We start from the raw sequence: 26,997 nt of genomic DNA on the forward strand, positions 1-26,997 counted from the left end.
GCTCCGTTCAGTGCTCGACAGTCTTTTTGAGCCATTCCCGTGCCGGGGTAAAGAGTCTTTGGGTGGCGTCGTCGAAAATTCGGAGGCTGGTCCTTCCTGGCCACTCGTTGGGTAGGAGTGAGGCAGGTAGTCCTGGGTCGAGAAGGGGGATCACGCGCCATTCGTCGAGCAGGAAGACAAAGCGAGCGAAGGTCTCTGCCGAGACGTTCGCATCGTGCTCGAGTTGAGTGGCTTGGTTTTTGATGAACTCGAGATGGCGGGAGCGGATGTCTTCAAGGTCCCACCATTGAGCGGCGGTAGTAATCAGGTCTGTCGGTGCGGAGATATCGGTTGCCGCAAATGTCGTGACGTACATGTCGAGATTCAAAGCACTTACAATGGCATCGACCTCGGCAGTGTGATAGTCGGGACAAATCAAGAGCCCGGCGGTGACGGTACCGCACCCTATCGCGGTCAATCGCCGGCGAAGTCTATGCCGTGATGCGCGTTCGGGTTCGGGGATGCTGAACGAGATGATTCGCCATGGCTCGTCAGATTGCATCTGCCGGAAGTTGAACACTCGCGAGAACCCACGCACGAGCATGTCCTCTGCTTCGTCTGTAAGACGATAACCGGCTCGACCGTTGTTGTTCTCAGAGCGCAGGATGCCTTTAGTCTTGAGTCGATTCACCGCTGTCCTCGTCGATTGCGAAGAGATGCCCAGCGTTGACATGATTTCCGTGAAATTCGAGATCGAGATCCAGCCGCCTTGTTGCAGAACAAAGGCGCCGAGCACTGTCCTGGACAGTGATGTGACAGTGCCGGGCCGTGATTCGAAGTCGTCGAGTATGGCACTCGGTACGGCCACCCGATTGTCGATCGGATCCAGTGTTTCCTGATCTGTCACATTTACCTCCTGAGAGATTCTCCGCTTGTCGGTTCGAACCCGAGAAGGTTGTTTGTTGCACGTGTTGTGCATTGGGATCTTCCTAAGACCATACCGCGCAATGGGTTCGGAGTTGGGCGCCGTCGTAAGTGAGCCGGTTTGCATCACTCTATATCTCGTTACAACAACGTAATATATCAATAATCTAACTGACGTCGTAGAAGTGACATACTATCGCAACAGTCGTCCACGAAAGGCTCGGTTCATGGGTCCCAATCTCGACGCGCAGTACAGATGTGATGTGCCAGGCGATGTGACAACGCCTTCCATGTGCTTGTCCGCTCCCGGCTGGATCGACGATCAGCGTGTTGCTCGTCGGTCCATGGCGGCGCTATTGGGATGCGCTGCGCGGGAAGTGATCGCGACTGACACAGACGTTGCCAATGCGACTCCAGTCATAAGTGAGTTCTACTGTGCTGTGCCTCCACGACGAGGCGTGCTGGTGGAGTGGACATCTCGTGAATCTGTCACGGATGCCGCCGGGACGGTTCTGCGATCCCATGGGTACGACGCTGCGCGATTCCTCGCACGCGTGCATCCGCGGTGTGGCGAGAATGCTCTGCGTTCCGGTGACCTGGCGGACTTCCTGGTCCGGTACGGTCACGAGTACTCGACCGTCATTTTCGCTGTCGGACTTGATGTCTGCGCGGATCTGTCCGAGATATCCGAAATTGTCGCGATCTCTCACGGCGCTGGGTGTATGGTCGGCCTGGATCTCACGCAGGTGGTTGCAGTTGCGCCTTTGGCGTTGAGCGACTGGAATCCGGACTTCGCGTTGTGGCATACAGACCACGGACTCGGCTCATGTTCGTCGAACGAGATCGGCGTGTACGTCAACAAACGTCATCTGCCATCGGATTCCATCGAGAATCGGTGGTTGCACTCGACGCGACCACATTGGATACAGTCCGGATTTCGTGCACACCTCGAAAATATAGCGTCTACCGGCCTCGGTACTGCCGGAGCTGGACCAACTGGCGCACCTGAACTCGGTTAGCCCGGTTCGCCACGCTCCTATCTGCCAACGCAGCACTCCTCCTCGAAAGCGAAACCATGAATCAGAAGCAGTTTGTCGCGTCTATCGCGCTCGCCGCAGGACTCGTATTGACCGGATGCTCCTCCGAAGCCGCGCAACCCGATTCGGCTGGGCTAGAGGACGTCGCATTCGATCAGACACTGCACGACAGTCTGCCCCAACGGATTCGAGATGCGGGGACGATTTCGATCGGTTCGTTGTGGGAGACCCCGCCCTACATCGGTGTGGAAGCGTCGAACAGCAGCGTACCGATCGGCATCGTCCCGGACCTCGGCAGCGCCGTCGGCAAGATCCTCGGTGTGGACGTGGACTGGAAGAACCTTCAGTGGCCGGCCCAGCTCCCGGGGCTGCAGAGTGGAAATGTTGATGTGCTCTGGGGTCAGATCAGTGACGGCGCAGAGCGTGAAAGGTCGGTCGCCGATATCGTCGGGACGTTCCAGGATCCTATCGGCGTGCTGTTGCCGGCGGGAAATCCGAAGGAAATAACAAGACTCGCAGAAGCATGCGGAGCTCGGATCGCCGTTCCCCTCGGTGGACAACAACAAGCTGCCGTCGCTGCAAACAGTGAGAGTTCCTGTGCTGCGCAGGGTAAGCCGAAGATCGAAGCGGTCGAGTTCCCTTCTGCACAGGCAGCGCTCGTTGCACTCAGGGCCGGTTCGGTCGACGGCTGGATGGACAGCAGCGCGTCGTTGAACGCCTTTGTCGAGCAAACTTCAGGCGCTTTCATGACGGTGATCCTGCCGGCCGAGGAAGTGGATCCGTACATCGAAACCATAACCGGCGCTGCAGTGTCGAAGTCGAATCCGGAACTGTCGCAAGCACTGCTCGCAGCAATGCACAGTCTTGTCGAGTCAGGAAAATACCAGGAAGTTCTCGACGACTGGAATGCCGGCGTCTCAGCATTGCCGTTGGATCGCATGAAGATCAACCTGTATTCCGGCACACCTGCCGGGCAGACGCGGTGAGGTGACGATGACGACACGAACAAGTCAGGTGAGCGACATGAGTACTGACATCGGCGCAGGCAGTGTGTCCAGCACGGACCCCAGTGCCGGGCGTATGCCGCCGGTGCCCAACGAGGTCGTGCCAGTGCGCCACTACGGTCGAATGGGCGGTGCTGTCGTAGTCGGGGCACTGGCCCTGTGGGTGGTCTACGGTTTTGCGACGAATCCGAACATCAAGTGGTCCGTTGTGGGTGAATTTGTCTTCAACGCATCAATTCTGAAGGGGTTGCTCACAACACTGGAAATGACCGCATTAGCTATGGTCATCTCATTGTTCGGGGCCGTGGTCGTGGCAGTGATGCGATTGTCGCCGAGCAGAATAATCTCGGGAGTTGCTACCGCGTATGTCTTCGTCTTTCGCGGTGTACCCTTGATTCTCCTGCTCATTTTCCTCGGCAATCTCGGTCTGTTCGTCAAGTCGATCGTGATCGGCATTCCTTTCACCGATGTCGTCTTTGTCGACATGCCGTCGTCGGAACTGATCACGCCGTTCACTGCGTCGGTTCTCGGCCTGTCGCTGGCGGGATCGGCGTACATGGGCGAAGTTGTCCGAGGTGGCATGCTCGGTGTCGGGAAGGGGCAGCGTGAGGCCGCGAAGGCGCTCGGTGTCAGCCCGTTCAAGTCCACCAGGATGATCGTTCTCCCGCAGGCGATGAGGATCATCGTTCCGCCGCTGGGCAACGAATTGATCGGAATGCTCAAGTCCACTGCCATTGTGTCTGTGATCGCCGGAGGCGATATTCTGACTGTGGCACAGAGTATTTCGGGATCCAACTATCGCACCATCGAACTCTTGCTGGTTGCGGCTATCTGGTACTTCGCAGTTCTGGCGGTTGTGTCGGCCGTTCAGTATCTGCTCGAGAAGAGAATTGCGGAGCGTTGACATGGATCCAGTAATCGACATCGAATACCCGATGATCGGAATACGGAACGTCTCCAAGTTCTACGGCGACGTGCAGGTGCTTTTCGACGTCGACCTCGAGATAGCTGCCGGTCGGACGGTATGCATCGTCGGTCCTTCCGGTTCAGGGAAGAGCACATTGCTGCGATGTATGAATAATCTCGAGGAAGTGCAGTCCGGACAGATCCGCGTAGACGGTGAACTCGTCGGATATCGAGAAGTCAACGGAAAGCTCTACGAACTTCGCGAGCGCGAAGCGAGGCTCAAGCGGATGGGCATCGGAATGGTGTTCCAACACTTCAATCTCTTCCCACATTTGACCGCGGTAGAGAATACTTCGTTCGCCCCGATCCAGGTCAAGGGTGAGAAGCGTAGCGACGCAGAGTCTTACGCTTACGAACTGTTGGAGCGTGTTGGGCTTGCGGGCCGGGAGAAACTGTATCCGTCGCAACTATCCGGTGGACAGCAGCAGCGGGTGGCGATCGCGCGCGCCATGGCGATGCGTCCGAAAGTCATGTTGTTCGACGAACCGACGAGCGCGCTCGATCCCGAACTGGTCGGCGAAGTCCTCGCGGTGATGAAGGACCTGGCAGATTCCGGAATGACGATGGTTGTGGTGACTCACGAGATGGGATTCGCACGCGAGGCCGCCGACGAGGTTGTGTTCATGGACCGCGGCCGGATAGTGGAACAAGGCGCTCCCGAGCAGGTGCTCGGTCGGCCCGAAAATGAACGTACACAGGCTTTTCTGTCGGCGGTGCTGCGGTGAACGCGGCGCCGGGCTCGACGATGCATACGAACAAGGAGACCAAGACGATGAACAGTGATCTACTCGATGATATGCGGATCTCGGAACCGAGCTCTGCGCAGGCAGTGACAAGCAATGTCGCGGGTGTGATCGACGTGATTGCCGAGGAAGCCGCCGAGTCCGAGCGCCGTGGCAGGATCACCGATCGAACGGTGCGGGCGATGCGTTCTGCCGGAATGTTCCAGATGACCTTTCCCTCGCGAGTCGGAGGGTTGGAGATGACTCTCGAGGATCAAGTGCGCGTCGTGTCTGCCATTGCCCGAGTGGATGGTGGAAGTGCTTGGAATGTAGGTGTTCTGAACGCAACCGGTATCTACGCGGGAAGGCTCGGCGATGAGGGTTATGCCGATCTCTATCCTGATCGAGATCGGCCCACCAGCGGTGCATTTCATCCGAAGGGAGTGGCCGAGAAGGTCTCCGGAGGCTACATGGTTACGGGGAAATGGGATTGGGGAAGCGGAAGCTATGTGGCCGATCACATCATCGGGGGCGCGAATGTTGTTGCCAACGGTGAGCCGGTGTTGCGGCCGAGTGGCAAGCCGGCGGTCGTCGGACTGTGGCTGCCACGCGAGGCGATTGAACACGCGGACAACTGGCACACGATTGGGGTCCGAGGGTCGGGGAGCTCGTCGTACTCGATCGACAAGCCGGTATTCGTGCCGGAAAAATGGTCGTTCGATCGCGAAGCCCTCGCAGACCCGACTGCTGATCCGTTGAACAAACATGTCACGTTGGCATTCTTCGGTCTTACCGGAGTGGCAATCGGATTAGCCCAAGCAGCATTGGATCTCGCTGTGCAAGCGGTGCGCCGTAAGTCCGGAAAAGGCGCCATTGACCTCGTTTCCAAACGCGCAATCGGACAGGTGGCCGCCGACATCGACACGATGTACTCGAGCGTGCTGGATATCGCTCGCCGCTCTGACGACATCCTTTTCGGCACTACGCGCACGTTGACACCTCTCGAGGAGATGCGGTTGACCATATGCAACGTGACAGCGGGTGAGACACTTCGCCGGACCATCGACACGTGCGTAGACCTCTACGGTTCGGCGTTCGTCTTCGACGGCGACCCAATGCAGCGAGTGTTGCGTGACTCGACGGTTGCGCTGACCCATGCCGGTGCAAAGCGGAATCAATGGACCACCTTGGCCGAACTTGCCCTCGCGGATCCTGTCGGTTTGACACTGGCGGATTCCGAAGTGTTCGCCGGCGGACACTGATGCAACCAACCGTTCGAGTGATGGTCGATCGTGCCGACAACCCTCGGTGTGCACTCGCAGTGGGGGACTTCTTCGACGTTGTAGGTAGCACGATCGAGATGCCGCAGAATAAGCCGTTCTGCGCCTACGCCATCGCAGCAGTCATACCGGTGTTGTCTTCGCGGCTGAGTGACCTGCCCGAAGACGACTGGCTCGAACGCAAGCCGTGGATCTGCTGCCCCGACCCGGATGACGGAGTGGTCATGCGACTCGATCGGCTAGATCGAACAAAGTGTGGCGGAGAACTCGATGACTGAACGGCGAATCAGATGCACGGTCGAGAGAATGAACTACTCGGCGTGCGGACTCGAGATAGGTGACTATTTCGAGGTTGGTACCGACGGAGTCACGCTCCCTCCGGGAAAGAAGTTCTGTTACTTCGCTATTGCTGCCGCACTACCGATATTGAACGGACCGATCGGCTGCAACGACGTCGACGGGTGGCTGGACTCCGGACCGCGAGTGGCCTGTCCTGATCCCCCGAGAACCTGATCATGCGCATGCACTCATACGACGCGAGAGGAACGGACCATGGAGCCTCGAAGTAGCACAACCTTCAGTGTACGAGCAGGTGGAGACCCTCGCCGGATGGCCGCGCTTGCCGTACATGCAGAGGCGATGGGGTTCGACCAGATCTGGACCGGAAACGACATCTTCGGTGAACCAGGCTTGATTGCGCTCACTGCCATGCTCTCGGCCACCGACTCCATCCGCGTCGGATCTGCGGTCATTGATCCGGTGTCCATTCACCCTGTTCAGATCGCTCAATTCTCTTCGGGTCTACAGACATTCTCGGACAATCGATTCCTTTTGGGCCTCGGTGCAGGATCTCAGGTGTTCTTCGACTGGGCGGGTATCGCACCCGCGGCCCCCGTCACTCGAACGCGTACTGCGCTGCGGGCCGTTCAAGCGCTTACCCGAGGCGAGAGCCCAGTAGGATTGGGCAAAGGATTCGAGGACTGGACTGATCAGGCAGTTCTACGCCAACCAGTCGAGGTTCCGATCTACATCGGAGCCATGGGTCCGAAAATGTTGACCATGACGGGGCGATACGCCGATGGGGCGCTGCCCTTGTGCCTTCCTCCGCGCCAGGTGTTCGATGCGCGCGACCAGATAATGGCAGGTGCCACCGCCGCCGGGCGAAATGGTGAAGAACTGGACATCGCAGCGTGCCTGTGGTGTTCGATCGATGACGAGGCCGATCGCGCGCGATGGATACTCGCCGAACATATTGCCCTGTACAGTGGTTCGCTCTCGACAGAGGTTTTGGAAAGGCATGGATTTGATCCGGAGGAGTTCGTCCACACGCAGAAACTGATGCTGGACGGAAACAAATCCGACGCGATCAAGACCGTACTCACATCATCGACGATGTTGGAACTCGGAATCGCCGGGGGCGTCGACGACGTGATCGATCAATGCGGTGAGCTGATGAATGCAGGAGTTCGGCACCTTTCTTTCGGTCCGCCGATGGGCGCCGACATTGCCCGTGCCATGACGCTTCTGGGCGAGAAGGCAATTCCGGTTCTTCGCCGCGAAATATCTTGAAATCAAGGATTGCTTTGTGTCATACATGAGATGGAAAGAGGCTGACGAATGACCGTTGTCGTTTCCGGTTCGATACGAATCGATCCCGCCAAGATAGATGAACTTGTTTATGCTGCAACAGAGTTCCAGGAAAAGTGCAGGTCCGAGAAAGGTTGTGTCGACTACACGCTTTCATGGGATGTGTCGGGTAATGGAGTGCTCCGACTGTACGAAGAATGGGACAGCGCCGAAGCATCTTCGGTGCACGGCACGCAACCGCATGTCGAGTTGTGGGCGTCGAGGGTCGCGGCAGCGGCACTTGAAGCCCCGCACTTCGCTCGTCACGACTTCTAATCGTGTCTGCACATGCACCCGTGTCGCCGGTCGCACTCGTCGCCGGTGCAACTGGACTGCTCGGGCGCCGGATTGTCGAGGTTTTTCAGGACGCGGGTATGCGGGTTGCCGTGCAGTATCGCGGGAACCGAGCAGTTGCAGATGAATTGGTGATGCGGAACCACACTTCAGTGTCTGTTCGATGCGAACTCACGGACCCGCGCTCTATAGACGAGATGTACACGACGATAGAGTCGAAGCTTGGTCCAGTCTCGATCGTGGTGAACACTGCGCATCCGAGCGGCCTCGATGTGGGGCCTGTGTCGATGGCTGATTCGAGTGTATTCGAGCATCACTTGGACGGGCTCCGGGCACACCACTTGATCTGTTCGCGTGCAATGCCCGGTATGCGAGCACAGAGGTGGGGTCGCATCGTTTACATTTCCGGGGCTTCGACTGCGCGTCCGGTGTCGGGCTTCGGCGCATTCGCAGTGGCCAAGTCTGCGGCCACAACGCTCACCAAATACATGGCAGTCGAAGAAGCAAGGCACGGCATCACGGCAAACGTGATTGCTCCCGGCCGCATCGAAGAGTCGGCGCAGATCTTGGACGAACGATTGACGGCCGAGGCACAGCGATTGCTTGCGCGGGCCGTCCTCGGAAGGCTTGACACCCCGGACGATATCGCCGCAATGGTCAAGGCGTTGGTAGACCCTGGCTTGGCGTCCTTGACAGGGCAGACGGTGTGGATGGCAGGCGGGGAGATCATCGGGTGACGCCGACCCACGGTACCGTAAATTCGTAGAGAGATGGACACGATGGATGTAGGTCTTGAGAGTGGTTTCGACACAGCAACCTTGCGGTCGGTGTTCGGTACCTTCCCCACCGGCGTTGTGGCCGTTGCGGCGCATGTCGATGGCGTTCCCACGGGTTTCGCCGCGAGCAGTTTCGTCTCGGTGTCGCTCGACCCGCCACTCGTCTCGTTCTGCGTACAGAACACGTCGGCGACTTGGACGCTGTTAAAGAATTGCAGGTCGCTCGGGATCAGTGTGTTAGGCGAAACTCACGAAGCGGTAGCCAGAGCGCTCGCGGGACGGGCAGAGAACAGGTTCACCGATCTGACCGTGTCGTCCGGACACGGTGGCCCAATCTTCGTAGACGGTGCCAGCGCATGGCTCGAAGTGTCGATCGAAGAGTTGATTCCGGCGGGAGACCACACCATCGCTCTGATGAGAGTCGATGGTGTGGCTTCGCACGATCAAGAGCCGATCGTATTTCACCGCAGCACATTTCGCAGTCTGAAGGGATCGAGCTAGTCAGAGCAAGCGAGAGTCGATCTCGGCTGCAACCCTTGCCCAGATTTCCGATGTGGGATCGATGATGTCGAAGTGCCCTCCGGGGCCTTCGACGTGCGTCGTCACATCGGTGGTTCCTTCGGCCGAGTCGGAGAAGCTACGACTGATCTCCAGCAGATCCGAGTCATCCGATACGCCGCACGCGATGAGGTGCGCACACCCGATCGGCAAGCGTGCAATAGGGGAGGAATCGTCGTATATCGCCGAATGCTCGGCGTATCTGCCACCTACCGCGGAAGACACGGCGCCCTCGCTGAGCCAGCGCTCGTCGGCTGTTCGCAAATCGAGCACTCCAGCGAGGGAAACAGTGAGGGCCGGCCGGACGGTATTCGAGCCGGAGTCTGCGGCAAGACGTAGCACAAGCTGCCCACCGGCAGAATGGCCTACTGTCACAATGCGATCGAGATCCAGATTCCATTCCTGATACACAGACTGCAGAGTCTGCAGCGACTGGGAAATATCCGATGTCATCGCGTACCAATTGTGCTCGTCCGGCCTGCGGTACTCCACGTTCCACGTGGCGTAGCCGCGCCTGGTCAAGTCGACGGCCAGGGCATCCATCAGGTCGTATTGCCATCGAGCCCGCCAGTATCCACCGTGCACCAACACGGCTACGGGAAACGGACCGGAGCCAGCCGGGATGCGCAGCACCGCGCACTGATCGGGATGGTCTCCGTACGAAATGTCGATGCCACGATGAAACTTATGATGATAGACGCTTTCGACAGCAAAGTGAATGCCGTCGATACCCCGGCCTCGAATATGGTGTCGCACACCGGGGGACCGATCAGGCGCGCATTCTCCGAAATCGACGCGCACCACGCCGTCGAATACACTCGCGTCGAACCGCTGTCCTACGCCGGGAACCACGATCAGATCGCCGGCGTAGGACAGTGCAGCGGCCGTCGACTGAAGATCGTCGGTGACAACGAATCTTCCTGTGAGGTTGCGCGATTCGAGTGACTTCGTTGCCAGTTCCTCGATTGTTCCGCGATGAACGATGGCGTCGGCAGAGACGGCGATATTGATAGTCGTCGACGAGTCTCCGGGGGCACCATCGTGTTGCGTGTCTGGACGCGGTGAATCCTGCATGACTTATTACACCGACAAGGTGATTCGCGGTGACCACCGGGCATGCCGAGTGCCCGCTATGCCGTCCCGGACCAGGCTCAGCCGAGGCGGAGGGCCATCGGTACGCCCTGTGGGAGGTTTGCGGTTGCCCGCCGCGAACTGTGGTGGCCACACAGCGCCAGGGCCGACGTAACCTTGTTCCGCTGCGGCGTGGAGTGTCCACTGTGGGTTGTAGAGGTGGCTCCGTCCGATAGCGACAAGATCGGCGCGACCTGCGAGTAGGACTGAATTGACATCGTCATGGGACGAGATCGCACCGACTGCGATGACGGCCGTTCCAAACTTCGTTCCGATCTTGTTGCGTATACGGTCTGCGAACGGTGTCTGATAGCTACGTCCGTACTCCGGCGTCTCATTTTTGACGACCTGACCGGTGGATACGTTGATCAGGTCGACTCCGCGCTCGGCGAAGGCTGTCGCGATGGCGACTGCGTCGTCGATATCGTTGCCGCCGTCGGCCCAGTCGGTTGCGGAGATGCGAACGGAGATCGGGCGCTCCGCCGGCCAGACCCTGCGTACGGCGTCGAAGATGCGCAGTGGGAAGCGTAGACGGTTTGCTGCGGAACCTCCGAATTCGTCGGTCCGGGTGTTCGAGAGCGGAGAGAGGAAAGACGACAGTAAATAGCCGTGTGCGCAGTGCAATTCGAGCAGGTCGAACCCCGCGCGAGCCGCTGATTCTGCTGCTGCGACGAATGCTGCCTCGATAGTGTCAAGTTGATCGTGGTCGAGTTCTGTCGGCGTCTGATTGGCAGCGCTGTACGGGATGGGTGAGGCACTCACCACGTTCCAGTTGCCCTCATCCAGGGGCGAATCGATGCCGTCCCACATGAACTTGGTGGAACCCTTTCGGCCTGAATGTCCAAGCTGCACTCCGATTTTGGCGGCAGAGTGGGCGTGGACGAAGTCAACAATACGTGTCCATGATCGTTCTTGTTCGTCGGTGTACAGGCCTGTGCAGCCAGGCGTGATGCGACCGTTCTCGCTGACGCACACCATTTCGGTCATGACCACGGCCGGCCCGCCCATGGCTTTGGAACCAAGGTGGGCGAGGTGGAAATCGCCGGGAACGCCGTCGATGGCGGAGTACATGTCCATCGATGAGACCAGGATGCGATTGTTGAGTTCAAGTTCACCGAGTTTGAACGGCTGAAACATCGGCGGACAGGTCGAACCGTGTGAGCCGGCGAACCAGTCGTCGGCGGCAGCGACGAACTCTGGGTCGCGCAGCTTCAGGTTGTCGTAGGTGATTCGTCGGCTGCGCGTCATAATATTGAAGGCGAACTGGCGTGGCTCCTGGTCGACGTACTGTGCGATGTTCTCGAACCATTCGAGGCTGGCCTGGGCAGCACGTTGGACCGAGACTACGACGGGTTTCCGTTCTGATTCATATGCATCCAATGCGCTTGCCACAGAAGTGTTTTCGTGCAGGCAAGCGGCCAGCGCGAGTGCGTCTTCCATTGCAAGTTTGGTGCCCGAGCCGATGGAGAAATGTGCGGTATGCGCGGCGTCGCCGAGGATGACGACGTTTCCGTCGTGCCAGTGTTCGTTGCGGACGGTGGTGAAGTTGATCCACCGCGAATTGTTGGACAAGATCTGATGTTCGCCCAGCACGTCGGCAAACAGCTCGCGGATCATGTCGATGGACTTCTCGTCACTCTCTCCCGGTGCGAAGTCCTGTGCTGCGTACTCCGCGAATCCAGCCCTGTTCCAGACATCTTCGTGCATCTCGACGATGAAGGTGCTTCCGTCATCTCCGTAGGGGTATCCGTGGATCTGCATCACTCCGTGGGGTGTCTCGGCGATGTAGAACTTGAATGCCTCGAAGACCTTGTCGGTGCCGAGCCACATGTACTTGCTCTCGCGCCGGTCCAGCGAAGGGCGGAAGGTGCCTGCGTACCGGGTGCGTACGGCGGAGTTCAGACCGTCAGCGGCAAGGACCAGATCGTGGCTGCGACGCAGTTCGTCGACATCGGGCGCCGGCGTCGAGAAGTGCACGTCGACGCCGAGTTCGATTGCTCGTTCCTGAAGAATAGCCAGCAGCACTTTGCGTGACATCGCGGCGAAACCCTGGCCGCCTGCGGTATGTACCGTACCGCGGTAGTGGACGTCGATGTCGTCCCACCGAGCAAAGTATCGGGCCATCCGTTCGAAGATCACCGGATCCGCGTTTTCTATTGCTCCGAGGGTTTCGTCACTGAAGACGACGCCAAAGCCAAAGGTATCGTCGGCGGCATTGCGTTCCCACACGGTGACGTCGTGTGCCGGGTTCAGTTGTTTGACCAGTGCTGAGAAGTACAACCCTCCCGGTCCGCCACCCACTACTGCGATTCGCATTCTTCTCCTTGATGATTGGTATGACACACTTGCTCGATATTTCGACCACAGTTGACTGAACAACGGTGAATCGTGTTCACACGGCGAGCGCGGCTCGCACGCTTGCCGGCCAGGGAGTGGATGTCCCCGAGGACGTGCTCGTGTGCGCTACCGTCAACGTCCCGTCGGCTACTGGACCGGTTTGGCTAATTACCTCGAATCGATATGTGAGCGAACTTGTGCCCATTCGTTCGACGGTCAAGGTAGTGGTGACGACATCGCCGAACCACACTCGCCCGCGATACGTAGCGGAGTAGGCGACCCGTGGTATCACTCCGAAGAGATCTGCGTGGTTGATCGAGCGTAGAAGTATAGCCTCGGCAGCTTCGACCCAGCGGATGACAGTCGAATGATGGTAGTGGCCGGCTGCGTCGGTATCGGACCATTCGACACGTGAATTCACTGTGGCTGCAGAGGGTTTGTGACTGTTCATGAAAGAACCCTGACGTGTTCGTGCAGCCGGAATCGCTGGATCTTTCCGCTGTCTGTGCGCGGCAACGCCTGCTCGAAGGTGATGCTGCGCGGGTACTTGTACGGCGCCGCAATCGACTTCACGAAGTTTTGAATCTCGACCTTCAACGCATCGTCTCCGATGATCCCTGGTGCAAGCACGATCGCCGCGTGCACGATCATGCCGCGGGCCTCGTTCGGGATTCCGATCACGGCAGATTCGACAACGGCCGGATGCTGGTCGATCGCGAACTCGACCTCGGGTGCGGCAATGTTGTATCCCGAGCTGACGATCATGTCGTCACTGCGAGCCTGATACCAGAAGTATCCGTCGGCATCGTGTACGAACGTATCTCCCGTGATGTTCCAGCCGTCGCGAACGTACACGCTCTGTCGATCATCGGCTAGATAGCGGCAACCGGTTGGACCCTTGACTGCGAGAAATCCCGCCGTGCCGGCTGGAACCGGATTGCCCGCAGCATCTTGAACGCGAGCTTCGAAGCCTGGCACTGCTTTCCCCGTTGCCCCGGGGCGGATATCGTCATCGGATGCTGCGATGAAAACGTGCAGCATCTCGGTAGCGCCGATACCGTCGATCAGTTTCAGTCCGGTGCGCTCGTGAAATTGTTGCCACACCACTTCAGGAAGGTGTTCACCTGCAGATACGCAGCGGCGGAGGGTTGCCAAATCGGCTTCTGCTCCTGCCGACATGATCGCCCGATATGCAGTCGGTGCGGTGAACAGCACACTGACGTTGTGCCTGCGGACCATCGCGGCAAGCTCTGCGGGAGAGGCTTTTTCGATCAACAAGGTGGCGGCGCCGACACGCAGTGGAAATATCACGAGCCCGCCCAGCCCGAACGTGAATGCCAGTGGCGGGGTACCGGTGAAGATGTCGTCAGGTGTCGGTTTCAGCACGTGGAGGGAGAACGTGTCGGCGTTGGCCAGTACGTCTCGGTGAAAGTGCATGGTCGCTTTGGGAATTCCGGTGGTTCCGGATGTCGGTGCGAGCAGGACTACGTCGTCAGCTGCGGTGTCGACGTTCGTGAACTCTTCCGACTTGGAGGCACTCACCATCTGAAGGTCGGTAGGTGAAGTAGATCCGAAAGTCAGGACGTGCGCCGTGCCAGCGATATCGACGAGTTCATCGCTGAATCGGTGATCGCACAGCACGAGTGAGGGTTTGGTAATTTCTACGATCTTGGCGACCTCTGGTGCTCGGAGCATCGGCATCGTAGTGACGACTACTCCGCCGGCTTTGACCACGGCGAACCAGCAGGCCACGAGCCAGGGGTTGTTGGGACCTCGGAGGAGTACTCGTTGACCGGGTACGAGCCCGTAGTCTTCGGCCAGTACGCGGGCAATCTGGTTGGCGCGACTAAGCAGTTCACCGTACGTCCATGTTTCGGATGCGGTCAGCAGGCACGGTTTGCCCGGTCCGACGATCGCGACCATGTCGTCGAGAAGTGCCGTGGCGCAGTTGAGGCGTTCGCTGTACTGGAGGGATGGGAGTTCGAAGCGGAACTCAGGCCAGCTGTGTTCCGGTGGCAGATTGTCCCGGCAGTAAGTGTCGACGTGGGCCGACGGTGACAGAGGCATGTTCGACCTTTCGAAGGTGATGCTCGATAAAAGCAGTATGCATAGTTTGTGACGCCGAGTCGATAGGCGACATAAATAATTAACGCGATAGTTGCATGGCACCGTGCGGGAGCGGCTCTATACGGTGTGTGTATGTCGAGTGGGGAAGTGCGTTCAGGTCAGCGTCACAACGAGGTGCTGGAGAGTGGTGGTGTCGCGGCGGCATCGGAGATTCAACCGCGGCAACTGATCGTCACGATCTTCGGCTTGTATGCACGCGGGGAAAGCAACTGGTTGTCGGTCGCAGCAGTGGTGAAGTTGATGGCAGACCTGGGTGTCGAAGGCCCCGCTGTTCGATCCTCGATATCACGACTCAAGAGGCGTGACGTGTTGATCAGCAGTCGATTTGAGGGCTCGGCCGGGTACTCATTGTCGCAGCACAGCCTGAATGTCGTCAACGAAGGTGACGCTCGAATCTTCGATCGTCGACGCGCAACGGTGGACGATGGTTGGTTGTTGGTGGTGTTTTCGGTGCCGGAATCGGAGAGGGAGAAGCGGCACGCGCTGCGGACTGCGCTGACGGCACTGGGATTTGGAACCGCAGCGCCAGGAGTATGGATCGCGCCGGGAAACATCGAGCGTGAAACACGCGACATGCTCGACAGGCGAGGTCTGTCGTCGTATGTCGACATTTTCCGGTCCGAGCATGTGGCCTTCGGGGACCTGCGATCAAAAGTCAGGGCGTGGTGGAGTCTGGATGAACTGTCCGAACTCTACGGCGATTTCGTTCGCCGCTACCGTAGTGTGGTGACTCTACTGGACGAGGGCAGAGTCTCGTCTACCGTCGCGTTCGAGCATTACGTACCGATGTTGACGGCTTGGCGGAGGCTGCCCTACCTTGATCCGGGGTTGCCGCTGTCTTTACTTCCGCAGGGGTGGACCGGCATGACTGCCGAAGAGCTGTTCGCCGAGCTGAACCGAAGTTTGAGCGGTCCCGCCCGCGAACATGCACTTTCGGTCATTCATAGCTGAACGGCAGGTTTATCGTCACCGGATGTCATACGTGTGCGACAGCTTGGATTTCGATCAGGGCTTCCCGCTGCCATAGTGAGGTGACGCCGATTCCTGCCATGGCGGGATACTCGGTACCTGCCAATTCGCGCCAGATGGCGCCAATTTCGCGACCGTGTGCCTGGTACTCCGGGATGTCGAGCAGGTAAATGGTGACGTCCACCAGATCGGCGGGCTGCCCGCCTGCAGCATCGAGTGCGGTCAGCACGTTGGTCATAGCCTGCCGAAATTGTTCGACGATGCCACCCTCGACGATCTTCCCCGAGTGGTCCAGTGCGGTTTGTCCCGCCAGGTATACGGCATTGCCCGCTCGCACCGCATGGGAGAAACCGGACGCCTTGCCCAGAGTGGATGGATTGATTCGCTCGATAGTCACGCGTATCTGGTCCTTTCGTTGTGGTATCCGCTGACACGTCAAAGATATGCTGTTACATTCATGATCGTAATTGAAGCGACATACTTTTGCGTCACAACTGAGGAAAGGACGTCGATTCCGTGAGATTTTCGACAATTCGCACAAACGACGGTGGCACCAGTGCAGCAGTGTGGCGCTGCGATTCCTGGGAGTTGGTGGATACGACCGACGTGGGCGAGTTGTTAGCTTCTGATCGGATGGACGAGGTACTGGCGAACCCCGTCGGCGAACTGAGTGAAGACGTCGTGAGCTTTGCGCCATTGGTCCTTTCGTCCGGAAAAATTATCTGCTGCGGACATAATTACCGTGCACACATCGCCGAAATGGGCCGCGAGGCACCGCAATTCCCGACTTTGTTCGCCAAATTCGCCGATACCCTCGTCGGCGCACAGGACAGCATCGATCTTCATCCCTCAGTGTCGAAGCTGGACTGGGAAGCAGAACTCGCGGTCATTGTCGGATCGACACTCCGTGATGCGAATCGAAACGAGGCGCTCGCCGGTATCGCCGGGTACACAGTCGCCAACGACATCTCGGCCCGTGACTGGCAAAACAGAACTCCACAGTGGTTGCAGGGCAAGGCTTTCGATTCCACCACACCGCTCGGTCCAATGCTGGTGACCCCGGACGAATTCGACCCTCGATCAGGAGCGCCGATCACCTGCTCGGTGAACGGAGAAATGCAGCAGCGCGGTTCGACCGACGACCTGGTATTCGACCCGGCCGACCTGCTTTCCTACATCAGCATGTTCACCACCTTGCGCCCCGGCGACGTGGTCTTGACAGGAACGCCGAGCGGAGTCGGTGCTGCCGCATCACCACCTCGGTTCCTGCAGGTGGGAGACGTCGTCGAGACAACGATCGAGGGAATCGGCATGCTGCACAACACTATCGAACAGCGAACAGCGCGAGAAAGGAATATGACATGACAACAGCGACCGGTAGGGCAGTTCCGGTGGTAACCCGCAAAGGGAACGAAGCGGCCGACACCGGCCAATCCGGCGGTGCGGTCCGAGTTTCCGGAGTGAGTGTCGAACACAGTCCGGCAACCAAGATCTGGTTCGGCAAGGTCACCAACGAGCCCGGATACCGCTCGCTGCCACACCATCACGGCGAAGCCGAAACTGGCGGCTACGTCCTGACCGGCATTGCACGTATCTACTTCGGCAAGGACTTCTCGGAATATGTCGACATGTCCGAGGGCGACTTCGTGTTCGTGCCGCCCTGGATGCCTCATGTCGAGGTGAATATGAGCACCACCGAGGAATTGGTGTGGCTCACGGCAAGAACTCCGGACAACATCGTTGTCAATCTTCCCGACGTGGACGATTCAACACTGGAAGGGTATACACACAGATGACCGCAGCGCAGAGCAGCGCCGAGCTGCTGAAGTCCCTTTCCCTCGACACTCGCGGTACAGACGTATTCACCGGTCGACACCAGGTGATTCCATCCGAACGTGCGTACGGAGGGGAAATTGTCTCCCAGGCGGTTACCGCCTGTATGAAGACTGTCGACGCCGACAGGTCGATTCATTCCTTTCACGGTTACTTCCTTCGGCCAGGAGACGTCCACGCCGAGACCGTGTGGTCGGTGGACCGTGTTCGCGACGGCCGCGGATTCTCGGCACGTGCCGTGAGCGGTGTGCAGAACGGCAAGGTCGTCTTCAACGGCCAGTCGTCATTTCACGTACCTACGGCAGGCGTCAGCCATCACGATGTGATGCCGGCCGATCTTCCACGGCCCGAGGATCTTCCGACGGCGGCAGACGTTCTCGGGGATTCAACGGTCCGAGACGCCAGCTACTGGGCGAATGATCGGAACTTCGACATTCGACACTCTCCGTCGCCGGTCTACGTGAACGCAAATGGTGAGCGGACCCGTCGACAAGTGGTGTGGCTCAAGGCATATGACCGACTGCCCGACGATCCGGATCTGCACCGAGCTGCTTTGGCGTATCTGTGTGACTACACACTTCTCGAACCAGTTTTGCGTAACAACGGAGTCGCGTGGGCTGACGACGGTGTAATGACAGCAAGTCTCGACCATGCGATGTGGTGGCACTCCGACGGTCGGGTCGACGAATGGATCGCACTCGTGCAGGAATCGCCTGCAGCCTCACGTGGCCTCGGACTGGCCCACGGAAAGATCTATTCGCGCACAGGAGACTTGCTGGCCAGCGTGATGCAAGAAGGTCTGGTCAGCTTGCCCGCGACGTGACGGGCTGACGACTTCCCAGTGTCACTACTCGACGAACAGCGACGCGCAACGCACAGCGCGTCGCTGTATATCGTTTCTGTGGCGGTCGCACGGAATATGAAATATGATGAGCGTCAGTACGGTGATTTCACAGGTTTCAGCATCAGCCCTCCACATCAAGGAACATCATGAGTGTCGAAGCGAATATGCGGGCGATCGAAAAGAACATCGTCACCGATTTCAGTAAGCGGATGAGTTACGGGTCCTACCTCGATCTGGACACTCTGCTCAGCGCGCAGAATCCGGTCAGTACTCCCGAGCATCACGACGAGTTGCTTTTCATCATCCAGCATCAAACAACGGAGCTGTGGCTGAAGCTGGTCCTGCACGAAATGTTGGCTGCACGCGGGGCGTTCGACGCCGACGATATCGGTGCCGCACTTAAATGCGTTGCACGCGTCAAGCACATTCAGAAGACGCTCACCGAGCAATGGTCAGTGCTGGCGACGCTCACGCCCACGGAGTATTCACAGTTCCGTGAGTTCCTCGGCAATTCGTCAGGATTTCAGTCGTACCAGTATCGTGCAGTGGAGTTTGCACTCGGAAACAAGAATTCAGGAATGCTGGCTGTATTCGAGTCCGATCCTACTGCCCACGAACTCCTTTCAGGGCTACTGGGGGAGCCGAGCTTGTACGACGCGTTCTGGCGGTGCCTAGCCCGTCGTGGGTTCGACGTCCCGGAGTCGGCACTGGAGAGAAATGTCAGTGAGGCGTATACGTTCAATGCCGACTTGATGCCGCTCGTCAAGTTCGTCTACGAAAACAACACCGAGCACTGGTCGGTGTACGAGGCATTCGAAGAGTTCGTCGACCTCGAAGAGAACTTTCAGCTCTGGCGATTCCGACACATGCGCACTGTATTGCGCACAATCGGGATGAAATCCGGCACCGGAGGATCGAGCGGCGTCGGATTTCTGCAGAAGGCGCTCGAACTTTCCTTCTTCCCCGAATTATTCGCTGTCAGAACGGAGATCGGCCGATGATCACATCCACATCCTTCGAGGCACGGGCCGGTGCACTCGATGCCGTCGATACGCTCAGAGGGTACCGAGATTTGTTCGTAGGATCGGACGATCCCACAATCCGCGCCTACCTTGACGGCAACTCGCTGGGACGGCCCACAAAAGCGAGCGCAGAGCGCATTTCGACCTTCGTCACGCAGAGTTGGGGAGGTCGCCTGATTCGAGGCTGGGACGAAGGGTGGTACGAACTACCGGTAACCCTGGGAAATGCGCTGGGTGCGACGGTACTGGGAGCCGCCGCTGGTCAAACCACTATCGGCGACTCCACCACAGTTCTTTTATACAAGTTGGCCAGGGGCGCAATCGCTCTGCGACCTGGGAGAACGGAAATTGTTGTCGACCGCGACAACTTTCCCACTGATCGCTATCTGCTCGAGTCCATTGCGGTCGAACTCGGCATGACGCTGCGGTGGATCGAGTCCGACGCTCGAAGTGGTGTAACCGCTGAGAAGCTTGCTGCGGTGGTATCGAACAAGACTGCTCTCGTCGTGCTCAGCCATGTTGCGTACAGGTCGGGTTTCTTGCTCGACGCTGCGCATCTCGCGCGCATCTTGCGCTCGGCCGGCGCAATGTTGCTTCTCGATCTGTGCCACACCGTGGGAACCGTTCCGATCGAATTAGATTCGTGGGGAGTAGATCTCGCGGTCGGATGTACCTACAAATACCTGAACGGTGGACCCGGGTCTCCGGCTTTCGCCTACGTCCGTTCCGATTTGCATAGTGAATTCGAGCAGCCGATCTGGGGGTGGATGGGCCGCAAGGATGCTTTCGAGATGGAACAAGGCTATGTACCCGCTGACGGTATTCGGAGAGTTATCAGTGGAACACCGCCCATTCTGGGAATGCTTGCGATGCAAGACATGCTGGGACTTATCGACGAAGTCGGGATAGAGGCGATTCGTGCGAAGTCGATCGCATTGACGGAGTTCGCACTCGAACTTGTTCGCGACTTGCTGGTTCCGCTCGGCGTCGAGATCGCCAGCCCGGAGGATTCGCGTTGGCGCGGTGGACATATCACGATCGATCATTCGGACTTCAAGGCTATAACGGCACAGTTGTGGGAGCAGGGTGTCATTCCTGACTTCCGTACGCCGAACGGTATTCGGTTGGGTCTCAGTCCCCTCAGTACGAGTTTTGCCGAGGTCTATGTCGGGGTGCTCGCGATCCGCGACGCCCTTGCCGAATAACCAAGTCGCGCAAGGGCGTCGCGATTCATTGGGGTGGCAGTGACGCGCTGCCACACGAAGGCTATATGGGAAAGGCAGCAACAACTCCATGGCGCAGACATTGACGCTTGGTTACAAAGCATCGGCGGAGCAGTTCACGCCTCGGGACCTCGTCGAACTCGGTGTTCTTGCCGAACAGTGTGGGATGGACTCGGCAACGGTCAGTGACCACTTTCAGCCATGGCGTCATCAGGGGGACACGCTCCGTTCTCCCTCGCTTGGATGACCGCTGTCGGTGAACGCACGAGGACCATTCAATTAGGCACATCCGTTCTGACTCCAACCTTCCGCTACAACCCAGCGGTGGTCGCGCAAGCATTTGCAACGATGGCATGCCTCTATCCGGGACGGATTATGCTCGGCGTGGGTTCCGGAGAGGCACTCAACGAGATCGCCACCGGTTACACCGGCGAATGGCCACAGTTCTCGGAGCGTTATGCCCGCTTGCGCGAGTCGGTTCGGTTGATGCGTGAGCTCTGGCTTGGCGGCCGTGTGGACTTTAACGGTGACTATTACACGACCAAAGGCGCTTCTATGTACGACGTTCCGGGCGAGGGTATCCCAATTTACATCGCGGCCGGTGGTCCAGTCGTCGCCCGATATGCAGGTCGTGCAGGAGATGGATTCATCTGTACTTCGGGGAAGGGAATGGACCTTTACAGCGACAAGCTCTTGCCTGCAGTTGAGGAAGGCGCGCGTACCAGTGGCCGCGACGCTGCTGCAATCGACAAAATGATCGAGATCAAGATTTCGTACGATACCGACCCTGATCAAGCATTGGAGAACTGCCGTTTCTGGGCCCCGCTTTCGCTGACTGCCGAGCAGAAGCATTCCATCGAGGATCCCGTCGAGATGGAACGGGCAGCTGACGAGCTCCCGATCGAGCAGGTTGCCAAGCGGTGGATTGTCGCCTCCGACCCCGATGACGCTGTCGAGAAGGTGAAGGAGTACATCGACGTCGGTTTTAACCATCTGGTCTTCCATGCGCCCGGTCACGACCAGCAGCGGTTTCTCGAACTATTCGAGCGCGATCTTGCGCCGAGACTTCGCCGGATCGGTTAGTCCCTGTCTTGAGAATTGTCGGCACAGAGGGCTATTGGTGTTCATGTCGCTACCGAAATTCTCGCATTGCTGGTGGGCTCGACGATCTCGTCGAGCCCACCAGCAATGCATTCGGTCAAAAAGCGGTCGAGGCGTATCCGTGCGCCGCTGCAACGCTCTCGGAGAACAACTCTCCGTTGTGGGTACTCAAGCCCGAAGCGAATCCAGGAACCGACGTGACGGCCTCCCGCCACCCATGGTCCGCGAGGGCGACGACATAGGGAAGTGTTGCGTTTGTGAGGGCATAGGTCGACGTCCGCGGCACCGCACCAGGCATGTTGGCGACACAGTAAAATAGAGAATCGTGGACTTGGTACGTCGGATCGGCGTGTGTCGTCGGGTGTGAATCCGCGAAGCACCCGCCCTGATCGATTGCGATGTCCACGAGGACCGAACCTGGTTTCATGCGGGCTACCAGCGAGTTGGAGACGAGTGTTGGTGCCTTGGCTCCCGGGATCAGAACGGCGCCGATGACCAGATCGGCATCGAGGACGGCCGCCTCGAGTTCCAGGCTGTTGGAAATGACGGTCTTTACCTGGCCGCGGTACAGATCGTCGATTTCGCGCAGTCGAGCGATCGAAAGATCGAGGACGGTGACATCGGCCTGCATTCCGTGCGCCACCGCGATCGCGTTCTTGCCCGAAACGCCAGCGCCGATCACGACAACCTTGGCAGGTCGGACTCCCGGGACGCCACCCATCAGCACTCCGCGTCCACCGCCGTGGCGCATCAGGTGATAGGCGCCGGCCTGAGGGGCAAGCCTGCCAGCCACTTCGCTCATCGGGGCAAGAAGTGGCAGGGAACCATCTGCGCCGACTACGGTCTCGTACGCGATGGATGTCGTCTTCGAGTTGAGCAGTGCATCAGTACATTCCCTGGATGCCGCCAGATGAAGGTAGGTGAAGATGACCTGGTTAGGGCGCAGGTGCGAATACTCCTCTGCAATAGGTTCTTTGACCTTGAGTAACAAGTCTGCTTCGGTCCAGATTTGAGTTGCGGAGTCGAGAATCTGGGCACCGGAGGCCTTGAAGTCCTCGTCGGTAAACGAGGAACCGGTACCCGCGCCGGTTTCGATGACGACGTCGTGCCCGCGGCTGACCAGTTCGTGCACGCCTGCGGGGCTGATGGCAACCCGGTACTCGTGGTTCTTGATTTCGCGGGGTATTCCGACCTTCATGAGTATCTCCAAACGGGTCTGTTCTATATTCGATGTTCTCGCTCTAATGATGAAGTTTGTCCGGCATATTCGCTTGCTCAGTGAACATAATTCTTAAGGACCCGTCGATGGATCGTGAAAATTCTCCAAAGAGTCGTCAAGTGGCTGCTTCGCTGAAGAATGTTCGGCCACCCTTTCGTTTGGATTCCGTGGATCGTGTTCTTCTCGAACAACTTTCGATCAATGCACGGATTCCCAACAATGCCCTGGCGGCAATAGCGGGAATTGCACCGTCCACCTGCCTCGGCCGAGTTCGGACCCTGATCGAGTCCGGCGTGATTCGTGGGTTCCATGCCGACATCGATCCTGCCGCGCTTGGTAAGGATCTCCAGGCGATGATCGCCGTGCGCCTGCTGTCTGAAGCACGCTCGGGACTGGCCGAACTCGGCGAAGACTTCGCTGGTCTCGATGCGGTCCTCAACGTCTATTTCGTTGCCGGCGTTGACGACTACTTGATCCATGTCGCGACCGCGGGATCAGCGGAATTGCGGGACTTCGTAGTCGAAAACCTCAGTGCCCACCCAGCTGTCGCGGCTACAGAAACGATTCTGATCTTCGAACACGTCCGCCCGCTTGGAGGCTCGGTATAGAGAGGGCAGCCGCAAACGATCGCTGCAACGCATCCGCCGATTCTGAGGGAGCGCTGTTGCCAACGTCTCGTTGTCAGGAAAGGGCGAGGCCGCGTCTCGACACGCTGCTCCGCAGAGTTTGCCGACCGCCTCGCGTACCAGAGGTAGGAGAAGTTGCTGATCATGGTTCTCGCGCTTGGGAGACGACGAACTGGCGCAGCGTCCCATGAGCAAAAACCTTGCCCAAGGGTAAGCAAGAACTTCGGTGACGCGTTGTTCCGAGCACGCGGTGCTCAGCTGCCTGGAGTCGTGCATTGGAAAGGTGGATTCTGTTGCCGACGGTTGAAAACTGGTTCTGGCCCACTTTCCGTTTGCGCCGTGAGGCGCTGTGATTCGAGTGGAGGTGAGAGACCTTCGCCGCCGGTCTGTCGTAGCAGGTCGGTGGAGCTGAGGGCAGCCTGATCCGGTGATGCCGGGGAGGGTAGGAGCAGCCCTGACAACGCCGGGACGTGGCCAGTACTGCCAGATGGTGCGGGTCCGGCAAGTGAGATGGAGAGGAGTACGCGAGGAACCAGCGTCATTACGTCCCTCAATGGGCCACCTGCTCGAACCTGGCGGATCGGGGCAGGATGCGGAGCGCACCCACCGAGATCGGTGCGGAACTTCTGGGTTGGTTTATGGAAGCCGGCCGGGAGGCCACGAGGAAGGTCTACGGCGTACTCGTGGCGATGCCGCAGGGACACAGCTGGACTCCTACTTCGTCGAGCGAATCACAGTGAACACGGGAACCGCCTGTCACGGCTCCCGACCTGACGGGTAGCCAGCTCGCCGGGCCGGGATAGACGCATCGACCGTCGAACGTGTCGGGTGGGGCGGAGTCGCCGTAGTAGTCCGAGGCCGGGAAAGGCCGGCCACATAGCGAAGGGCGGCAGCGGTTTTGAGAAGGGCGGATACTGTAATGCCGGAAGATGCGCCACCGAACGGTGACGCCACGTCAGAGTCGGTCCCTGCGGGACCTTCTCGGCGGGTATCTTCAGATGCAGGCCAAGCTTCACTGTTGGGCGGCGGCCGATCCCGGCCGCCGGTTCGACGACCTGTTCAACCTTGTGCACGACCCGGCGACGCTGATCGTGGCGTTCGACCGGGTCGCGGGCAATCGCGGAGCAATGACTCCTGGCGTCGACGGCATTACTGTCGCCGACGTCGAGGAACACGTCGGGATTCCGGGGTTTCTTCGCTGGGTGAGTGTGTCTCGCTGGCTGTTCTCTGTTGGGTGGAGGCTATGCCAGTTCATACAAAATTTTGTATACTCGTGGGGTGAAGAAGATCCAGTTCGTGGGGACCGCATTGGAGGATCTTCGTGGTTTCCCCGATGCGGTTCGTCGTCAGTGTGGTTATCAGTTGGACCGTGTTCAGCAGGGGTCGAACCGACGGACTGGAAGTCGATGGTCGGTGTGGGTTCTGGTGTGCGGGAGATCCGGGTACGTGATGGGTCGGGAGCGTTCCGTGTCATCTACGTGGCGAAGTTCGCGGACCGGGTAGTTGTGCTGCATTGCTTCCAGAAGAAGTCGCAGAAGACGTCGGCGGCGGACTTGGCTACCGCGAGGAAGCGGTACCAGCAGGTGATAGCGGATGGCGGGAAGGGTGAGTGGTGATGAGCGATGAAATCTATGGCAGCGTGTGGGATGCGATCGAGGACACTGCGCAGGAGGCGGAGAACATGCGGTTGCGGTCGAGTCTGCTGATTGCGTTGTCTCGGCGCATCGAGACCGAGGGATGGACTCAGATGGATGCGGCGGCCCGGCTTGGTGTGACTCAGCCGCGGGTGTCGGATTTGATTCGAGGAAAGATCGACCTGTTCAGTCTTGATGCGTTGGTCAACATGGTGTCGGCTGCCGGACTTCATGTCGATATGACGGTGAGCGCTGCCGCGTAAGGGCGCCGACGAAGCGCTGGAATCTGTTTGGTCTCAGGCCCGACCCGTACCCGATTTCCGGGGTGCGGGCCAGGTGCTGTGCGGAAGTGTTGTGACCTGATGGCACTTCCCTGGGGTGTTTTGGGGGCTCTCCGCATCTGAGCGGGGCGTGTGCTGATTTCATGCTGCTGGTCTCTGCCCTCGGGTGAGGGCGATGTGGACCATGATGCGCCTTCGGTAGTTGTCCATGTTGGTGAAGCCGCATCCGACACGCTTGGTTTGCTTGATGATCCGGTTGAAGCCCTCGGTGCGGGCGTTGGTCACGTCCTCGGTGAGCGCGACGAGCACCGCTGGCCACCAGGTGTCGATCGTGGTCGCTAGGCGGCTGGTTTCCTCCATGTCGGCGCGGGCGGCGGCGTCGTAGAAGTCGTACAGCCTGCGCCGGATCTGGTGCGGCTGGTGTTCGGCCAGCAGCAGGCGCAGGCGTTCCTTGACGGCATGCGCGGCGGCGATCTCGTTGGTCGGATCCTCGGCGGCGAGGGCGGCGTTGAACCGGGCCTTTTGCTTGACGGTGAGGTGCTCGTAGCCGGTGAGCAGCAGTTGCCGGCTGGCCCAGACTTTGTCGGTGGCGGTGCCGCGGCGGCCGTGCAGTTGCCGGGTGATCCGTTGACGGACCTGGGTGACCATGAGGTTGGCGAGGGCGACGAGATGCCACTTGTCGACTGCGATCCGCGCGTCCGGCAGGGCGGTGCGGATCCCGCCCGCGTACGGCGCGGACGGGTCGATCACGACCAGGTCGATGCCGGCCCGGAACGCGGGTGTCTGCAGCGCGAGCCAGTCGATCACGCACGCCCCGGAGCGTCCCGGGGTCAGCCCGAGAAGGTGCCCGGGCAGGGTGGGGTCGGCGTTGACGAACGAGGTCATCCACGGGTTCGACCGTGTCCAGCCGGCCTCTTCGAGCACCCAGCGCACCGACCGGGCGCGGGTCTCGTCGATGCCGAGCACGCGGGTGGGTTCCGGCTCGGGCAGCCACTGGTTGGCCAGTGCGATGAGCGCCCGGTGCGCGGTCGACCACGCCACCTGGTACTCGCTAGCGACCTCGCTGACGGCGCGGTTGCCCGACGCGATCGCCGAACCGATCTTCTCTCGTAGCCGGGTCGTGAGCCGCGACCGTGCCGGCACAGCGCGGGACTGCTGCGTGAATGTCGCTGTCCCACAGGCCGGTTCGCGGCACACCAAGGGCCGTTTGAGCCACCAAAGATCGGTTCTTTGGCCGGAGGCAGGCAAGTCCTTGACTCGAACCAGTGGCCGCTCCTTGATCCTTGAGGTGAGCACCCCGCACTCGGGGCAGGCGCCCTCCGGGTCGATGACCTCGATGACGACACGCACCGTGTCGGCATCGATTCGTTCGAGCTGCAGGACGGTGAACTCGTCCTCCAGCCCGAGCAGCACTGACGTACCCTCGTTCATGCTCGTGGCCTCGCTGTTGTCGCGTTGTGAGAGACCAACAGCATGTCGGGGCC

The 26,997-nt window shown here is 59.2% G+C and carries 26 protein-coding genes and 2 pseudogenes; 20 read left to right on the top strand and 8 right to left on the bottom strand.

Going from position 1 to position 26,997, the window contains the following annotated elements; all coding sequences use genetic code 11:
* Positions 1-7 precede the first annotated feature (7 nt).
* Positions 8-886: a PaaX family transcriptional regulator C-terminal domain-containing protein gene (locus EHW12_RS34355; protein ID WP_241199260.1), complete on the bottom strand. Its 879-nt coding sequence runs from the start codon at positions 884-886 to the stop codon at positions 8-10.
* A gap of 1,092 nt (positions 887-1,978) precedes the next feature.
* Here EHW12_RS34355 and EHW12_RS34360 point away from each other — a divergent pair.
* From EHW12_RS34360 to EHW12_RS34405, 10 genes are read left to right on the top strand one after another with little or no spacing between them, the layout of a single operon-like run.
* Positions 1,979-2,926: a transporter substrate-binding domain-containing protein gene (locus EHW12_RS34360; RefSeq protein WP_064445063.1), complete on the top strand. Its 948-nt coding sequence runs from the start codon at positions 1,979-1,981 to the stop codon at positions 2,924-2,926.
* Between the two features lie 37 nt (positions 2,927-2,963).
* Positions 2,964-3,848 (top strand): amino acid ABC transporter permease, encoded by an 885-nt coding sequence (locus tag EHW12_RS34365; RefSeq protein WP_164490690.1) that lies wholly within the window; start codon positions 2,964-2,966, stop codon positions 3,846-3,848.
* Between the two features lie 31 nt (positions 3,849-3,879).
* Positions 3,880-4,635, top strand: a complete 756-nt coding sequence (locus tag EHW12_RS34370) for an amino acid ABC transporter ATP-binding protein (protein WP_064445077.1) — start codon at positions 3,880-3,882, stop codon at positions 4,633-4,635.
* A complete protein-coding gene (locus tag EHW12_RS34375) occupies positions 4,632-5,894 on the top strand; it encodes an acyl-CoA dehydrogenase family protein (RefSeq protein ID WP_125053599.1) in 1,263 nt (420 codons plus the stop codon). Before EHW12_RS34370 ends, EHW12_RS34375 begins: the two co-directional genes overlap by 4 nt.
* 20 nt (positions 5,895-5,914) lie before the next feature.
* Complete coding sequence (locus EHW12_RS34380; protein WP_202970111.1) at positions 5,915-6,190, top strand: TIGR04076 family protein; 276 nt, start codon at positions 5,915-5,917, stop codon at positions 6,188-6,190.
* Positions 6,183-6,425, top strand: coding sequence for a TIGR04076 family protein (locus EHW12_RS34385; RefSeq protein ID WP_125053601.1), 243 nt, complete (start codon positions 6,183-6,185; stop codon positions 6,423-6,425). Before EHW12_RS34380 ends, EHW12_RS34385 begins: the two co-directional genes overlap by 8 nt.
* Positions 6,426-6,464: 39 nt before the next feature.
* A complete protein-coding gene (locus tag EHW12_RS34390) occupies positions 6,465-7,481 on the top strand; it encodes an LLM class flavin-dependent oxidoreductase (RefSeq protein WP_082920786.1) in 1,017 nt (338 codons plus the stop codon).
* A gap of 48 nt (positions 7,482-7,529) precedes the next feature.
* Positions 7,530-7,814: an antibiotic biosynthesis monooxygenase gene (locus tag EHW12_RS34395; protein WP_064445058.1), complete on the top strand. Its 285-nt coding sequence runs from the start codon at positions 7,530-7,532 to the stop codon at positions 7,812-7,814.
* Positions 7,815-7,834: 20 nt separating this feature from the next.
* Complete coding sequence (locus tag EHW12_RS34400) at positions 7,835-8,569, top strand: SDR family oxidoreductase (RefSeq protein WP_238592784.1); 735 nt, start codon at positions 7,835-7,837, stop codon at positions 8,567-8,569.
* Between the two features lie 42 nt (positions 8,570-8,611).
* On the top strand, positions 8,612-9,109 hold the full coding sequence (locus tag EHW12_RS34405) for a flavin reductase family protein (protein ID WP_125053603.1): 498 nt from the start codon (positions 8,612-8,614) through the stop codon (positions 9,107-9,109).
* Here EHW12_RS34405 and EHW12_RS34410 read toward each other — a convergent pair whose 3' ends face one another.
* The 4 genes from EHW12_RS34410 to EHW12_RS34425 form a co-directional block, all read right to left on the bottom strand.
* Positions 9,110-10,240 carry an alpha/beta hydrolase gene (locus tag EHW12_RS34410; RefSeq protein ID WP_125053605.1) on the bottom strand — a complete coding sequence of 377 codons (1,131 nt, stop codon included), beginning with the start codon at positions 10,238-10,240 and terminating at the stop codon, positions 9,110-9,112. It lies immediately after the preceding gene.
* Positions 10,241-10,246: 6 nt separating this feature from the next.
* Positions 10,247-12,613 carry a bifunctional salicylyl-CoA 5-hydroxylase/oxidoreductase gene (locus tag EHW12_RS34415; RefSeq protein ID WP_125053607.1) on the bottom strand — a complete coding sequence of 789 codons (2,367 nt, stop codon included), beginning with the start codon at positions 12,611-12,613 and terminating at the stop codon, positions 10,247-10,249.
* Between the two features lie 76 nt (positions 12,614-12,689).
* Positions 12,690-13,085: a thioesterase family protein gene (locus tag EHW12_RS34420; protein ID WP_125053609.1), complete on the bottom strand. Its 396-nt coding sequence runs from the start codon at positions 13,083-13,085 to the stop codon at positions 12,690-12,692.
* Positions 13,082-14,701: an AMP-binding protein gene (locus EHW12_RS34425; protein WP_125053611.1), complete on the bottom strand. Its 1,620-nt coding sequence runs from the start codon at positions 14,699-14,701 to the stop codon at positions 13,082-13,084. The genes EHW12_RS34420 and EHW12_RS34425 overlap by 4 nt, the downstream gene beginning before the upstream one ends.
* Positions 14,702-14,833: 132 nt before the next feature.
* Between EHW12_RS34425 and EHW12_RS34430 the strand changes: the two genes are divergently transcribed.
* The gene (locus EHW12_RS34430; protein ID WP_082920783.1) at positions 14,834-15,712 is read left to right on the top strand and encodes a PaaX family transcriptional regulator C-terminal domain-containing protein; all 879 of its coding nucleotides are present in this window, start codon (positions 14,834-14,836) and stop codon (positions 15,710-15,712) included.
* Positions 15,713-15,737: 25 nt separating this feature from the next.
* Here EHW12_RS34430 and EHW12_RS34435 read toward each other — a convergent pair whose 3' ends face one another.
* On the bottom strand, positions 15,738-16,127 hold the full coding sequence (locus EHW12_RS34435) for a RidA family protein (protein WP_064445051.1): 390 nt from the start codon (positions 16,125-16,127) through the stop codon (positions 15,738-15,740).
* Positions 16,128-16,246: 119 nt separating this feature from the next.
* On the opposite strand from EHW12_RS34435, the gene EHW12_RS34440 reads away from it, so the two are divergent.
* From EHW12_RS34440 to fgd, 6 genes and pseudogenes are all read left to right on the top strand, one after another.
* Positions 16,247-17,095, top strand: coding sequence for a fumarylacetoacetate hydrolase family protein (locus EHW12_RS34440; RefSeq protein WP_064445050.1), 849 nt, complete (start codon positions 16,247-16,249; stop codon positions 17,093-17,095).
* Entirely contained in the window at positions 17,092-17,526 is a 435-nt protein-coding gene (locus tag EHW12_RS34445) for a cupin domain-containing protein (protein ID WP_064445049.1), read from the top strand. The genes EHW12_RS34440 and EHW12_RS34445 overlap by 4 nt, the downstream gene beginning before the upstream one ends.
* Entirely contained in the window at positions 17,523-18,386 is an 864-nt protein-coding gene (locus tag EHW12_RS34450) for an acyl-CoA thioesterase domain-containing protein (protein ID WP_125053613.1), read from the top strand. Before EHW12_RS34445 ends, EHW12_RS34450 begins: the two co-directional genes overlap by 4 nt.
* A 167-nt stretch (positions 18,387-18,553) precedes the next feature.
* A complete protein-coding gene (locus tag EHW12_RS34455; protein ID WP_064445048.1) occupies positions 18,554-19,408 on the top strand; it encodes a tryptophan 2,3-dioxygenase family protein in 855 nt (284 codons plus the stop codon).
* The gene (locus EHW12_RS34460; RefSeq protein ID WP_125053615.1) at positions 19,405-20,634 is read left to right on the top strand and encodes an aminotransferase class V-fold PLP-dependent enzyme; all 1,230 of its coding nucleotides are present in this window, start codon (positions 19,405-19,407) and stop codon (positions 20,632-20,634) included. Before EHW12_RS34455 ends, EHW12_RS34460 begins: the two co-directional genes overlap by 4 nt.
* A gap of 88 nt (positions 20,635-20,722) precedes the next feature.
* Positions 20,723-21,735, top strand: a pseudogene (gene fgd / locus EHW12_RS34465) (glucose-6-phosphate dehydrogenase (coenzyme-F420)).
* 115 nt (positions 21,736-21,850) lie between these two features.
* Here fgd and ald read toward each other — a convergent pair.
* A complete protein-coding gene (ald, locus tag EHW12_RS34470; protein ID WP_064445045.1) occupies positions 21,851-22,951 on the bottom strand; it encodes an alanine dehydrogenase in 1,101 nt (366 codons plus the stop codon).
* Positions 22,952-23,058: 107 nt separating this feature from the next.
* Here ald and EHW12_RS34475 point away from each other — a divergent pair, with 107 nt between their 5' ends.
* The 3 genes and pseudogenes from EHW12_RS34475 to EHW12_RS34490 all read left to right on the top strand — a co-directional run bounded on the left by EHW12_RS34475 (position 23,059) and on the right by EHW12_RS34490 (position 25,495).
* Entirely contained in the window at positions 23,059-23,580 is a 522-nt protein-coding gene (locus tag EHW12_RS34475; protein ID WP_064445044.1) for an Lrp/AsnC family transcriptional regulator, read from the top strand.
* A 1,296-nt stretch (positions 23,581-24,876) separates the two neighbouring features.
* A pseudogene (locus EHW12_RS34485) lies at positions 24,877-25,214 on the top strand (type II toxin-antitoxin system RelE/ParE family toxin).
* The gene (locus EHW12_RS34490; RefSeq protein WP_064445074.1) at positions 25,214-25,495 is read left to right on the top strand and encodes an XRE family transcriptional regulator; all 282 of its coding nucleotides are present in this window, start codon (positions 25,214-25,216) and stop codon (positions 25,493-25,495) included. Before EHW12_RS34485 ends, EHW12_RS34490 begins: the two are co-directional and overlap by 1 nt.
* Positions 25,496-25,654: 159 nt before the next feature.
* Here the strand turns inward: EHW12_RS34490 and EHW12_RS34495 are convergent.
* A partial coding sequence (locus EHW12_RS34495) for an ISL3 family transposase (protein WP_206434871.1) occupies positions 25,655-26,997 on the bottom strand: 1,343 nt, incomplete at its 5' end.

Origin of the sequence: Rhodococcus sp. NJ-530, from assembly GCF_003860625.1 — a bacterium.
GTDB lineage: Bacteria > Actinomycetota > Actinomycetes > Mycobacteriales > Mycobacteriaceae > Rhodococcus_F > Rhodococcus_F qingshengii.

Coding starts and splice junctions, on each gene's coding strand:
- EHW12_RS34360 (WP_064445063.1), top strand. CDS start 1,979: ATGAATCAGAAGCAGTTTGTCGCGTCTATCGCGCTCGCCGCAGGACTC.
- EHW12_RS34365 (WP_164490690.1), top strand. CDS start 2,964: ATGAGTACTGACATCGGCGCAGGCAGTGTGTCCAGCACGGACCCCAGT.
- EHW12_RS34370 (WP_064445077.1), top strand. CDS start 3,880: ATGATCGGAATACGGAACGTCTCCAAGTTCTACGGCGACGTGCAGGTG.
- EHW12_RS34380 (WP_202970111.1), top strand. CDS start 5,915: ATGGTCGATCGTGCCGACAACCCTCGGTGTGCACTCGCAGTGGGGGAC.
- EHW12_RS34385 (WP_125053601.1), top strand. CDS start 6,183: ATGACTGAACGGCGAATCAGATGCACGGTCGAGAGAATGAACTACTCG.
- EHW12_RS34390 (WP_082920786.1), top strand. CDS start 6,465: ATGGAGCCTCGAAGTAGCACAACCTTCAGTGTACGAGCAGGTGGAGAC.
- EHW12_RS34395 (WP_064445058.1), top strand. CDS start 7,530: ATGACCGTTGTCGTTTCCGGTTCGATACGAATCGATCCCGCCAAGATA.
- EHW12_RS34405 (WP_125053603.1), top strand. CDS start 8,612: ATGGATGTAGGTCTTGAGAGTGGTTTCGACACAGCAACCTTGCGGTCG.
- EHW12_RS34410 (WP_125053605.1), bottom strand. CDS start 10,240: ATGCAGGATTCACCGCGTCCAGACACGCAACACGATGGTGCCCCCGGA.
- EHW12_RS34415 (WP_125053607.1), bottom strand. CDS start 12,613: ATGCGAATCGCAGTAGTGGGTGGCGGACCGGGAGGGTTGTACTTCTCA.
- EHW12_RS34420 (WP_125053609.1), bottom strand. CDS start 13,085: ATGAACAGTCACAAACCCTCTGCAGCCACAGTGAATTCACGTGTCGAA.
- EHW12_RS34425 (WP_125053611.1), bottom strand. CDS start 14,701: ATGCCTCTGTCACCGTCGGCCCACGTCGACACTTACTGCCGGGACAAT.
- EHW12_RS34430 (WP_082920783.1), top strand. CDS start 14,834: ATGTCGAGTGGGGAAGTGCGTTCAGGTCAGCGTCACAACGAGGTGCTG.
- EHW12_RS34445 (WP_064445049.1), top strand. CDS start 17,092: ATGACAACAGCGACCGGTAGGGCAGTTCCGGTGGTAACCCGCAAAGGG.
- EHW12_RS34450 (WP_125053613.1), top strand. CDS start 17,523: ATGACCGCAGCGCAGAGCAGCGCCGAGCTGCTGAAGTCCCTTTCCCTC.
- EHW12_RS34455 (WP_064445048.1), top strand. CDS start 18,554: ATGAGTGTCGAAGCGAATATGCGGGCGATCGAAAAGAACATCGTCACC.
- EHW12_RS34460 (WP_125053615.1), top strand. CDS start 19,405: ATGATCACATCCACATCCTTCGAGGCACGGGCCGGTGCACTCGATGCC.
- ald (WP_064445045.1), bottom strand. CDS start 22,951: ATGAAGGTCGGAATACCCCGCGAAATCAAGAACCACGAGTACCGGGTT.
- EHW12_RS34475 (WP_064445044.1), top strand. CDS start 23,059: ATGGATCGTGAAAATTCTCCAAAGAGTCGTCAAGTGGCTGCTTCGCTG.
- EHW12_RS34490 (WP_064445074.1), top strand. CDS start 25,214: ATGAGCGATGAAATCTATGGCAGCGTGTGGGATGCGATCGAGGACACT.